This window comes from Pseudomonas amygdali (assembly GCF_002699855.1).
GTDB lineage: Bacteria > Pseudomonadota > Gammaproteobacteria > Pseudomonadales > Pseudomonadaceae > Aquipseudomonas > Aquipseudomonas amygdali.
Genome location: NZ_LKBW01000201.1, coordinates 39,192 through 51,111, shown reverse-complemented (window position 1 = coordinate 51,111; position 11,920 = coordinate 39,192). Strand labels below are relative to the sequence as shown.

Annotated in this window: 12 protein-coding genes; 4 read left to right on the top strand and 8 right to left on the bottom strand. The window is 58.4% G+C overall.

Annotation, left to right across the window (positions count from 1 at the left end):
• The first annotated feature begins 268 nt into the window (after positions 1–268).
• Together yejK and AO277_RS14115 are read left to right on the top strand one after the other, a co-directional pair.
• Positions 269–1,270, top strand: coding sequence for a nucleoid-associated protein YejK (gene yejK / locus AO277_RS14120; protein ID WP_002552278.1), 1,002 nt, complete (start codon positions 269–271; stop codon positions 1,268–1,270).
• Between the two features lie 5 nt (positions 1,271–1,275).
• Complete coding sequence (locus tag AO277_RS14115) at positions 1,276–1,626, top strand: glutaredoxin family protein (RefSeq protein WP_002552277.1); 351 nt, start codon at positions 1,276–1,278, stop codon at positions 1,624–1,626.
• Between the two features lie 108 nt (positions 1,627–1,734).
• Here AO277_RS14115 and AO277_RS14110 read toward each other — a convergent pair whose 3' ends face one another.
• The 8 genes from AO277_RS14110 to AO277_RS14070 all read right to left on the bottom strand — a co-directional run bounded on the left by AO277_RS14110 (position 1,735) and on the right by AO277_RS14070 (position 9,190).
• Complete coding sequence (locus AO277_RS14110) at positions 1,735–2,667, bottom strand: glutathione S-transferase family protein (RefSeq protein WP_044318208.1); 933 nt, start codon at positions 2,665–2,667, stop codon at positions 1,735–1,737.
• Between the two features lie 103 nt (positions 2,668–2,770).
• Positions 2,771–3,073 (bottom strand): GIY-YIG nuclease family protein, encoded by a 303-nt coding sequence (locus AO277_RS14105; protein ID WP_002552275.1) that lies wholly within the window; start codon positions 3,071–3,073, stop codon positions 2,771–2,773.
• Positions 3,066–3,557, bottom strand: coding sequence for a nuclear transport factor 2 family protein (locus tag AO277_RS14100; protein WP_044318209.1), 492 nt, complete (start codon positions 3,555–3,557; stop codon positions 3,066–3,068). The genes AO277_RS14105 and AO277_RS14100 overlap by 8 nt, the downstream gene beginning before the upstream one ends.
• A 73-nt stretch (positions 3,558–3,630) precedes the next feature.
• Positions 3,631–4,860 (bottom strand): CynX/NimT family MFS transporter, encoded by a 1,230-nt coding sequence (locus AO277_RS14095; protein ID WP_044318210.1) that lies wholly within the window; start codon positions 4,858–4,860, stop codon positions 3,631–3,633.
• A 166-nt stretch (positions 4,861–5,026) separates the two neighbouring features.
• Positions 5,027–5,791 carry an amino acid ABC transporter ATP-binding protein gene (locus AO277_RS14085; RefSeq protein ID WP_003365366.1) on the bottom strand — a complete coding sequence of 255 codons (765 nt, stop codon included), beginning with the start codon at positions 5,789–5,791 and terminating at the stop codon, positions 5,027–5,029.
• A 10-nt stretch (positions 5,792–5,801) separates the two neighbouring features.
• A complete protein-coding gene (locus AO277_RS14080) occupies positions 5,802–6,899 on the bottom strand; it encodes an amino acid ABC transporter permease (RefSeq protein WP_005732701.1) in 1,098 nt (365 codons plus the stop codon).
• Between the two features lie 10 nt (positions 6,900–6,909).
• Positions 6,910–8,091, bottom strand: a complete 1,182-nt coding sequence (locus AO277_RS14075; RefSeq protein WP_044318211.1) for an amino acid ABC transporter permease — start codon at positions 8,089–8,091, stop codon at positions 6,910–6,912.
• Between the two features lie 70 nt (positions 8,092–8,161).
• Positions 8,162–9,190 (bottom strand): amino acid ABC transporter substrate-binding protein, encoded by a 1,029-nt coding sequence (locus tag AO277_RS14070; RefSeq protein WP_044318212.1) that lies wholly within the window; start codon positions 9,188–9,190, stop codon positions 8,162–8,164.
• Between the two features lie 485 nt (positions 9,191–9,675).
• Here AO277_RS14070 and AO277_RS14065 point away from each other — a divergent pair, with 485 nt between their 5' ends.
• The gene (locus AO277_RS14065; protein ID WP_002552267.1) at positions 9,676–10,335 is read left to right on the top strand and encodes an alpha/beta hydrolase; all 660 of its coding nucleotides are present in this window, start codon (positions 9,676–9,678) and stop codon (positions 10,333–10,335) included.
• 116 nt (positions 10,336–10,451) lie between these two features.
• The gene (rhlB, locus tag AO277_RS14060; RefSeq protein WP_002552266.1) at positions 10,452–11,906 is read left to right on the top strand and encodes an ATP-dependent RNA helicase RhlB; all 1,455 of its coding nucleotides are present in this window, start codon (positions 10,452–10,454) and stop codon (positions 11,904–11,906) included.
• The last annotated feature ends 14 nt before the right edge of the window (positions 11,907–11,920 follow it).

The following is an 11,920-nucleotide window of genomic DNA, read 5'->3' as shown; positions in this document are numbered from 1 at the left end:
CCGAGCTGGTAAAACAAGGGCCTGCCTGACGGCAGGCCCTAACCAGCCCGAACACAAAAAAACTGATACTCCCGCACAGAGCCGGACAAATATCCGCCTCTACCTATCCTTTTGGTTAGGTTTTAATGCCAATTGCACAAAAAACATCCAGCAAACACGCCCTGCTGGCGAAAACCAGCCTGCCCGGGGCCAAGTGGCGCACGCGTGCGTTACACTTGCCGTCTTGCAACGAGCTGCACGCTCTTCACCTTTTTCAGCCGAGAAGCCCATGCCGATCCGTCATTGCATCGTCCACCTGATCGATAAAAAACCCGACGGTACGCCCGCTGTTCTCCATGCACGCGACTCCGAACTCGCTGAGTCCCAGGCCATCGAGAACATGCTGGCCGACCTCAACGAGAGCTACAACGCCAAACAAGGCAAGGCATGGGGCCTGTTCCATCCAGAATCCGGCGCACACCCGTTCAGCGGCTGGCTGAAAGAGTATCTGGACGGTGGCAACGACTTCACCGCGTTCTCGCGTACGGCGGTCGAGCATCTGCAGAAGCTGATGGAAGAATCCAATCTTTCCGTCGGTGGCCATGTGTTGTTTGCCCATTATCAGCAAGGCATGACCGACTACCTGGCCATCGCCCTGCTGCACCACAGCGAAGGCGTGGCAGTGAATGCCGAGCTGGACGTCACCCCTTCTCGCCACCTGGACCTGGGCCAGTTGCACCTTGCTGCGCGGATCAACCTGTCGGAATGGCAGAACAACAAACAGTCCAAGCAATACATTTCGTTCATCAAGGGCAAGAACGGCAAGAAGGTTTCCGAGTACTTCCGCGACTTCATCGGTTGCCAGGAAGGCGTTGATGGCCCCGGCGAAACCCGCACCCTGCTCAAGGCCTTCAGTGACTTTGTTGAAAGTGAAGACCTGCCGGAGGAGTCAGCCCGCGAGAAGACCAAGACCCTGGTCGATTACGCCAGCAGCCAGAGCAAGATGGGCGAGCCGATGGGCCTGGAAGAACTGTCCGAACTGATCGACGAAGAGCGGCCACGGGCGTTCTATGATCACATCCGCAACAAGGACTATGGCTTGTCCCCGGAAATACCGGCGGATAAGCGCACCCTCAACCAGTTCCGACGTTTCACAGGACGCGCCGAAGGACTGTCGATCAGCTTCGAGGCTCACCTGCTGGGTGACAAGATCGAGTACGACGAAACTGCAGGCACCCTGATCATCAAGGGGCTGCCGACCCAACTGACCGATCAGTTGAAGCGACGGTAACCGACATGCTGATACGCACCCTCAAGAAGTTCGCGCTGATCATGCTGGTTGTGGTGGTTTATCAGAACTGGGGCAAGATCGAGAACTTCGTCAACCCGCCGCCAGCAAGCGTTGCGCAGAGCTACAGCCAGGCGAAAGTGGTGATGTACGCCACTGACTGGTGTGGCTACTGCAAACAGACGCGGCGCTTTCTCGACAGCAAAGGGATTGCGTATCAGGAGTTCGACATCGAGAAGTCCGAAGAAGGCCGCAAGGCCTACGAAGCACTGGGTGGCAGAGGCATACCGCTGATCGACGTCAACGGCACCTTGATCCGGGGATTCGACCCGGATCAGATACTGGCAGCATTGAAATAGCCTGGAATAACGTGCCAAAGCTCCGCGTCACAGACCTTTGCCGCACTGCACACTCAAGAGAGGACGCAGAGCGTCCAGAACGGCATGCGACGCAGAGCTTCGTAAACTTCAGCGCTTCTCGACCCGAAATCCCATTCTCGGGAAGTGCACATGCACGACGCCAGCGCGTTTATCTTCGCGGCGCAGGATCAACTCTTCGCGCCCGGTAAAGATCAATTCACCCTCAACCGCCTCAACGCCATAGTCGACTGCCGAGACAGCGACCTGGTCGCCCGCCTTGAAGCCATTCGGATCAACAAAGACTTCGTCGGGCAGGGGCGCAGGCGTTGCATTTCTGGCGATTTCAATGGCATCAGCCGAACTCAGGTCGCTGAACGTGCCGTGCCCAAACCCCAGAACGCGATCAAGCCAGGCACTGACACCCGGATAATCATCGACAAAGTGCGCAGTCACTGGCGTTTGCTTGAGAAACCACAGCGTATGAGCAACCGAAAAATCGGTAATCGAAGGTACGCCAAACAGAAAATCACCACCGCGCGACAGCTGCAACTCCAGGCGTGACATCAGCGTGGGCCATTGATGCTTGACCTGCTCGACAGGCGGGCGTGAAGCCGTGCCACCGTTGAACAGCGTGGATCGGTCGGCAATGAACGCCTTGGCAGCGTCTGGCGGCACCTTGGCAAACCTTACAGCCATCGACTCGGGCTGAAACACCAGGCTCACGGCATGCAGGAACAGCACCGAATCAGCCCAGGCGGCCAGACCGGCAACCGAAAACTCCTGACCTTGCGGATAAAACGCTGGCGAAGCCTTTTCCTGCTCAAGGCGGCGCGCCATCAGTGCCGTGTCGCAGTAGATATCTGCGCCAGCCTGCAACACCGGCGTCCTGCGATAACCGCCTGTCAGCGCGGTCAGGTCGGGCTTGGGCATGATCGACGGGATCGTCACCGAGCGCCATGTGAGGCCTTTGAAACCCAGCATCAGGCGGGCTTTTTCGGCAAACAGTGACGTGGGGTAATGGTGAAGAATCAACTCGGACATGTTCAGCCTCTGCGCACTCGGGAAGCACACAGCTTAACCCGCAGCACCCTGCCCGCCCACAGACTCAAGCTGATGGCACGACATCACGCTCATGGATCGGGGATCAGGCGTAACTGGCTGCCAGTGCCTCTTTGGCGCTTTTTCTGAGTTTCTTGATCAGCCGCTCCTGACGCAACGCCTCACCCTTGCTGGGCCACTGTTCGACGTAGACCAGGGCCATTGCCGGGCTCGAAGAGAAAAAGCGCGCGCCCTTGCCGCTCTGGTGCATAGCGAATCGGCGCTGCGGATCATCACTGATGCCACAGTACAGCGAGCCGTTGGCAGCGCGCACCAGATAGACAAACCAGGGTTTGCCGACTGCCTGTTCGGAAGTCGGCGCACTCGCGGTGCTGGCAACCTCAGGCACGGCGATTCTCTGAAAAGGTCTTCAGACCCTTGAGCGCCTGAGCCCTGACGGCATTGCGTACCAAAGGCGTCCAGCCAAGCAACAGGCCCTTCAAACCCAAGGCCTGACGCGACCAGCGCCACATATCGAAATTATCGCGATGCTCGCAGATCTTGCCATCGCGAAACACGAATCGGGCCTCAATATCGTTGACCACCGTGCGCCCGGTCTGACTGAACAGATAGGTCGCCACCCAATGCGCAGTGCCCGCACGATCATCGGCACGCACCTGATCGAAGACCACCGAGAAATTTTTCGCCCGGGAAGTCAGCATGCGCCACATGTCGCCTACCTGAGGCCCGCGCAATTCACCAAATGCCGGGTCACTAAACAGCACGTCATCGGTATAACAGGCATTCATCGCCTCGGCATCCAGCTGCGCAAACGCCTCATAAAAGCGGGTGATCAGTGCGCTGTTGGCCTGACTTTGTTCCTCGTAGTTCATGCGTGCACATCCCTTGGCGAATTATCCGTGCACGATAAGCGGCGCGGAGAAAAATGGCGAGAGATTGATGGCCTTATACCTTCTCGCTGTTCACCTGCACATGCCGCGCGCGACCGGCGCCCATGCCTGCGATGATAGCGCCCAGCCCGAGTACCGCGAAGATCCAGCCAATCGCGCTCCAGCTGCCGGTCATGTCATGCACCACGCCCACGGCAAACGGGCCGGTCGAGGCGATGGTGTAGCCAAAGCCTTGCGCCATGCTCGACAGATTGGCTGCCACGTGGGAGTCGCGCGAGCGCAGGACGATCAAGGCCAGCGCCAGGCTGAACGTGCCGCCCTGCCCGATCCCCAGCAGGATCGCCCAGCCCCACAGCCCGCCGAGCGGAGCGTACAGGCAGCCGAACAGCCCGGTCAGTGTGAGCGACATGACCAGCATGATCGCCAGACGCTGATCCTTGCCGCGTGTGGCCAGATAGGGCACCGCCAGGGCGCTGATGACTTGCGCGATGATCGAGCCGGACAGCAGCAGACCGGCCTGGGTCGGCGTCAGGCCGCGACCAATGAGTATCGACGGCAACCAGCCGAAGACAATGTACGACAGCGACGATTGCAGGCCCATGTACAGCGTGACCTGCCACGCCAGCGGGTCACGCAGCAGACCGCGAACTCGATAGACATCGCGATGTGAGCCATGCATTTCACGCGCCTGTGGAAACCAGAACAGCGCCGCAATCAACGCCGGGACCAGCCAGAAACCCAGACCTATTTGCCAGCTGTCGCCGACGTACTGGCTCAGCGGCACCGTCGAACCGGCTGCAATCGCAGCGCCCAGGCACAGCGCCATGGTGTAGACACCGGTCATCGCCCCGGCCTTGTGCGGGAAATCGCGCTTGACGATACCGGGCAACAATACGCCGATGATCCCGATACTCGCGCCCGCCAGCAGGCTGCCGGTAAACAGGCCGACTTCGCCGAACAGGCTGCGTACTGCCAACCCCGACGCCAGAGTCAGGAGGACCACCAAAACCACCCGCTCACTGCCAAAACGCCGTGCAAGAATCGGTGCCAATGGCGCGAACAGGCCCAGACACAACACCGGCAAGGTGGTCAGCAGACCAGCTTCGGCAGCCGACATCCCAAGGCTTGCGGACACCTCGTTAAGCAACGGCGCAACGCTGGATAACGCGGGGCGCAGGTTGAGGGCGACCAGCACCAGACCCAGCAGCAACAGCCAGGGGCGCTTTAGAACAGGATGGGCTTGATCGGTAATCGGTTGGGGGCTGGATTGAGCCTTGGCAGTCATCGGTTTCTCGGTAATCAGGTATGTCGACCCTTTTCAGGGGGGCGGTATCCTGTTGGAGAATCATCGCGAATACAAGGTTCAGCCAGAATTGCATACAAGATGCATGGCAAATGCAGGCAAAAAAAACCGGGCGCATGGCCCGGTTTTCCGTGTAGCAGCTACTGACTCAGTGAATGATCTGACTGAGGAACAGCTTGGTACGGTCGCTCTGCGGGTTGTCGAAGAAGTCGTTCGGCGCGGCCTGTTCGACGATTTCGCCTTTGTCCATGAAGATCACCCGGTTCGCCACGGTGCGGGCAAAGCCCATCTCGTGAGTCACGCACAGCATGGTCATGCCTTCTTCTGCCAGGCCAACCATGGTGTCGAGCACTTCCTTGACCATTTCCGGGTCGAGTGCCGAAGTCGGTTCATCGAACAGCATGATTTTCGGCTTCATGCACAAGGCACGGGCAATCGCCACACGCTGCTGCTGACCACCGGAAAGCTGACCCGGGAACTTGTGGGCCTGCTCGGGAATACGCACACGCTCCAGATAATGCATGGCGATTTCTTCGGCTTTCTTTTTCGGCATGTTGCGTACCCACATCGGTGCCAGCGTGCAGTTCTGCAGGATGGTCAGGTGCGGGAACAGGTTGAAATGCTGAAACACCATGCCGACTTCACGGCGGATGGTCTCGATCTGCTTCAGGTCGGAAGTCAGTTCGGTGCCATCAACGATGATACGACCCTGCTGGTGCTCTTCCAGACGGTTGAGGCAACGAATGGTGGTCGATTTGCCCGAGCCCGATGGGCCGCACAGCACGATACGTTCGCCCTGACGCACGTTCAGGTTGATGTCCTTGAGTACATGGAACTGGCCGTACCACTTGTGGACGCCCTCCATGCGGATCATGCCTTCAGCGCCCAGAGGCTTATTGATAACTTCACTCATCACAAAACTCCTAACGCTTGTGGCCTGTGTCCAGCTTACGTTCCAAATGCATGGAATAGCGGGACATACCGAAACAGAAGATCCAGAACACCAGGGCCGCGAAGACATAGCCTTCAGTGGCCATACCCAGCCATGCCGGGTCGGCGGTAGCTTGCTTGACGCTGTTGAGCAGGTCGAACAGGCCGATAATGATCACCAGACTGGTGTCTTTGAACAAGGCAATGAAGGTGTTGACGATGCCGGGAATGACCATCTTCAACGCCTGCGGCAAAATCACCAGACCCATGCTGCGCCAGTAACCCAGGCCCATGGCCGAGGCGGCTTCATACTGGCCCTTGGGGATGGCCTGCATGCCGCCGCGTACCACTTCGGCGATGTACGCCGACTGGAACAGAATCACGCCGATCAACGCCCGCAGCAGTTTGTCGAAGTTCATCCCTTCGGGCATGAACAGCGGCAGCATCACCGACGACATGAACAGCACAGTGATCAGCGGCACGCCGCGCCAGAACTCGATAAACGTTACGCATACCACACGCACAGCCGGCATGTTGGAGCGACGGCCGAGCGCCAGCAAAATACCCAGCGGCAAGGCACCGACGATACCCACGGTGGCAATCACCAGGGTCAGCATCAGGCCGCCCCACTGGCTGGTCGGTACGTTGGTCAGACCAAAAGCACCGCCGTGCAGCAGGTAGAAGGCAACAATCGGGTAAATCACCAGAAAGGCAATACCGTAGACAGCCTTGCGCTGAAACTTCGAGATGAACAGCGGCGCAGCACCGACAATCGCCAGGACGGCGGTCAGGTCGACCCGCCAGCGCAGCTCATTGGGGAAGTAGCCGTACATGAACTGGCCGAAGCGCTGCTCGATGAACACCCAGCAGGCGCCCGCCTTGGTGCAGTCTTCCTTGGTCGTGCCGACCCAGTTGGCGTCCAGTAGAGCCCAACTGATGATCGGCGGAACGACCAGATAGATCAGGTAGAGCGAGAACAGGGTCAGCAGGGTGTTGATCCAGCTGGAGAACAGGTTCTGCCGCATCCACGCCATCGGGCCGAACACTTTGCCCGGTGGTGGCATATCAGGTTTGAAAGTATGAGTCGTCATGCGCGTTTCCTCACCGCTCGATCAGCGCAATGCGCTTGTTGTACCAGTTCATCAGCAGGGAAATGCTGATACTGATCGCCAGGTACACACTCATGGTGATGGCAATGACTTCAATGGCCTGTCCGGTCTGGTTGAGCACCGTACCGGCGAACAGGGAAACCATTTCCGGATAACCGATGGCTGCTGCCAGCGAAGAGTTCTTCGCCAGGTTCAGGAACTGACTGGTCAACGGTGGAATGATCACTCGCAGCGCCTGCGGAATGATGACCTTGCGCAGCGTTGGCCCGGGGCGCAGCCCCAGCGAGCGGGCAGCTTCGGTCTGACCGTGACTGACCGACTTGATGCCGGAACGCACGATTTCAGCGATGAACGCCGCCGTGTAGATGGTCAGTGCCAGGGTCAGGGAGATCAGTTCCGGGATCAGCACCCAGCCACCGGTGAAGTTGAAGCCCTTCAGTTGCGGCAGTTCCCAATGCACCGGGCTGCCGAAGACCAGCATGCTCAGGCCCGGGATCACCAGCAACAACGCCAGACCGACCCAGAACTTGTGAAACGGCTGGCCAGTGGCTTCGAAGCGCTTGTTGGCCCAGCGCACCATCATCACGATCGCTATCACGGCAACCACGATGCTGATCAGAAACGCCCATGCACCTTCGGCTGGCAACGCTCTGGGCATATTCAGCCCGCGGCTGCTGACGAAGAACATGTCCAGATAACCATGCGCCTGACGCGGACCAGGCAGCGTGAGGAATACGGCAGTGTACCAGAAGAGGATCTGCAGCAGTGGCGGAATGTTGCGGAAGACTTCGACATAAACGGTTGCCAGCTTGCTGATCATCCAGTTCGGAGACAGGCGAGCGACACCAATGACAAAGCCCAGCAAGGTCGCCAGGACAATACCGATAACCGACACCAGCAAGGTATTCAGCAGGCCGATGACGAATACGCGGGCATAACTGTCCGCTTCGCTGTAGTCGATCAGGTGTTGAGCAATACCGAAACCGGCACTGTTCTCAAGAAAGCCGAAACCCGAGGTAATACCACGGTGTTGCAGGTTGGTCTGGGTATTGTCGAAGATGAACCAGCCCAACGCGATCAGCGCCACGACAGTGATGATCTGAAATAACCACGCGCGCACTTTCGGATCGCTCAGAGAGAGCTTTTGCTTGGGTGCGACGATTTGCTTTTCCATGAAATGCCCCAGGAAAAATCCAACAGAACAACGCCCGACAGGCTCGGAAGCCTGCCGGGCGCCGGGTCAATCAACGAATAGGTGGAGCGTACTGAATGCCGCCAGCATTCCACAGAGCGTTCTGGCCGCGCTTGATTTTCAGCGGAGTGCCTTCGCCCAGGTTGCGTTCAAACACTTCGCCGTAGTTACCGACCTGCTTGACGATCTGCACGACCCAGTCTTTCGGCAGCTTGAGGTCCTTGCCGTAAGTACCGTCGGCGCCCAGCATACGGGCTACGTCAGGGTTCTTGGTCGACTTGGCTTCAGCTTCAACGTTCTTGGAAGTGATTTTGGCTTCCTCGGCGTTGAGCATGGCGAACAGGGTCCATCGAACGATCGAGAACCAGTCTTCGTCGCCTTTACGCACGACAGGGCCCAGAGGCTCCTTGGAGATCACTTCAGGCAGAACAATGTAATCGTCCGGCTTGGCCAGCTTGCTGCGCTGTGCGTAGAGCTGCGACTGGTCGGAAGTCAACACGTCGCAACGGCCGCCTTCCAGCGACTTGGCGCTTTCGTCAGAGGTGTCGAAGGTGATCGGGGTGTATTTCAGGCCGTTCGAACGGAAGTAGTCGGAGACGTTCAGCTCGGTGGTGGTACCGGCCTGGATGCAGATGGTTGCACCGTCCAGTTCCTTGGCGCTTTTCACGCCCAGCTTGTTGTTTACCAGGAAGCCGATACCGTCGTAGTAGGTAACGCCGGTGAACACCAGGCCCATGCCCGCATCACGGGAACTGGTCCAGGTGGTGTTACGCGAAAGGATATCGATCTCGCCGGATTGCAATGCGGTGAAGCGCTCCTTGGCGTTCAACTGGCTGAACTCGACCTTGGTGGCGTCGCCGAACACAGCGGCTGCAACGGCGCGGCAGACATCAGCGTCAATACCAGTGATCTTGCCGGTGGAGTCCGGAACGGAGAACCCTGGCAGGCCATCGCTGACGCCGCACTGAACAAAACCTTTCTTCTGAATAGCGTCAAGGGTGGCACCGGCGTTGGCAGCCCCGGTTACACCAAATGCGGCCAGGGCGGTGACGACAGCCAGGGTGGATTTCAACATCTTCATTCAAAAACCTCCAGTTTGCTCTTTGTTGTGTAGGTGTCTCAGTCGCGTCGCACCTTTGTGAGGCGCTAATGACCCGTGCTGGCTTATTTTTGGGTCATGCAACGCTGGGCCTGAATCACGAATCGTCTGCAGGATCATCCCGTCATTCGTCTTCATCATTCAGAATCGGCCCCGTGGACTGAAACCCCATGATTTTCCTGGACCGGAGCGGTACAGGTTGAATCGTGCCGAGAATCCTGACGCATGGACTCCCGAGCTGCTTTTCGATCGCTATAAGTAATAGCCTTATAGTGTTACCGAACGATGTGAGCGACTCGACTCCAGTCCTGCTGTAGCAAAGCCCGTACCAGCATGCTGGCTAAGTCGAATTAGCGACAGGCCAAGACAAAAACTTGTAACCTTGCGACATCTTCTTTCATTTTTAATCTAACCGCGCACCCTATTAATGCGCTCTAAATGAGCCAGCGCACACAAATGGAGCAGACATGAGCGAACCTTTGATCATCCAACCTTCAGGCACCGCGGATGCCTGCGTTATCTGGCTGCACGGGTTGGGCGCCGACCGCTATGATTTTCTTCCGGTCGCCGAGATGCTGCAGGAGTCGCTGACGACTACACGTTTCGTCCTGCCTCAGGCACCGACACGCGCCGTAACGGTCAACGGCGGCTATGAAATGCCAAGCTGGTACGACATCAAGGCCATGAGTTCCGAGGCCCGCGCCATTGATCACGATCAGATGGAAGCCTCGGCACAAAAGGTGCTGGACCTGATCGAGCAACAACGCGACAGCGGCATCGACCCGTCACGGATATTTCTGGCAGGCTTTTCCCAAGGCGGCGCGGTGGTGTTACACGCGGGCTATAGACGCTGGCAGGGTCCGCTGGGCGGCGTCCTCGCGCTGTCCACTTATGCCCCGACATTCAGCAATGAGATGACGCTGTCTGCCAGCCAACAGCGCATCCCTGCCTACTGCCTGCATGGCCAGCACGACGAAGTGGTGCACAACCCCATGGGCCGGACGGTGTACGAGCACCTCAAGGCTCAGGGTGTAACCGCTCAATGGCAAGAGTACACAATGGGGCACCAAGTGTTACCGCAGGAAATCCATGACATCGGCGTCTGGCTGGCTGACAAGCTGCGCTGAAGCGCAATGGGCCCGCATGCAACTGACCGCTTTTGTAGCTCGCCATGGATGGCACTACGCCGAGCACGGTTCTTGCTTTACACTGCTCGGCGTACATTCCTTAACCAATTGATGAGATGACCGTGCTCAAAGCACTTAAAAAGATGTTCGGTAAAAGTGAGGCTGAGCAGCGCGCGCCTGGTCCGACAGCCTTTATTCCCGCCTCCCCCGCTGCCGCAGGCGACATACCGGATCATGCCCAGACTCAGCTTTCGGACACCGTCAACGAGCCCTCCAAAGCCAGAGCACCGCGCACCGACAAGCCAAGGGCCGAGCGCCCGCGTCGTGAGCGCGTGGTAAAACCGCCTGCGCCAGCATGGAAACTCGAAGATTTCGTCGTCGAACCACAGGAAGGCAAGACCCGCTTCCACGATTTCAACCTTGCGCCTGAACTGATGCACGCGATTCAGGACCTTGGTTTCCCGTACTGCACACCGATTCAGGCGGGCGTACTGGGCTTCACGCTCAAAGGCAAGGACGCGATCGGTCGCGCCCAGACCGGTACCGGCAAGACCGCTGCGTTCCTGATCTCGATCATCGAGCAACTGACCCAGACGCCACCGCCAGCCGAACGTTACATGGGTGAGCCCCGAGCGCTGATCATTGCGCCCACTCGCGAACTGGTGGTGCAGATCGCCAAGGACGCTGCCGACCTGACCAAATACACCAACCTGAACGTCATGACGTTCGTCGGTGGCATGGATTTCGACAAGCAGCTCAAACAACTTGAAGCACGGCACTGCGATATTCTGGTGGCCACGCCTGGCCGCCTGCTGGACTTCAACCAGCGCGGCGAAGTGCATCTGGACATGGTCGAAGTTATGGTCCTGGACGAAGCCGACCGCATGCTCGACATGGGTTTCATCCCGCAGGTGCGTCAGATCATCCGCCAAACCCCGCACAAGGGTGAACGCCAGACCCTGCTGTTCTCCGCGACCTTCACCGAAGACGTGATGAACCTCGCCAAACAATGGACGACAGACCCTTCCATCGTCGAAATCGAATCGTTGAACGTCGCCAGTGACAACGTCGAACAGCATATCTATGCCGTTGCCGGTGCCGACAAGTACAAGCTGCTCTATAACCTGGTCACCGACAACGGCTGGGAACGAGTGATGGTCTTTGCCAACCGCAAGGACGAGGTGCGACGCATCGAAGAGCGCTTGGTACGCGATGGCGTCAATGCCGCGCAACTGTCGGGCGATGTGCCGCAGCACAAGCGCATCAAGACCCTTGAAGGCTTCCGCGAAGGCAAGATCCGCGTACTGGTCGCCACCGATGTGGCCGGTCGTGGTATCCACATTGACGGCATCAGCCACGTGATCAACTTCACCCTGCCAGAGGTGCCGGACGACTACGTGCACCGCATCGGCCGTACCGGTCGCGCAGGTGCAGATGGCGTCTCCATCAGCTTCGCCGGCGAAGACGACTCCTACCAGTTGCCCGCCATCGAAGAGAAGCTGGGTCGCAAGATCAGTTGTGAAACACCGCCGACCCACCTGCTCAGGGCAGTGGTGCGGCAAACGACCTGACACGTGCGATCAAC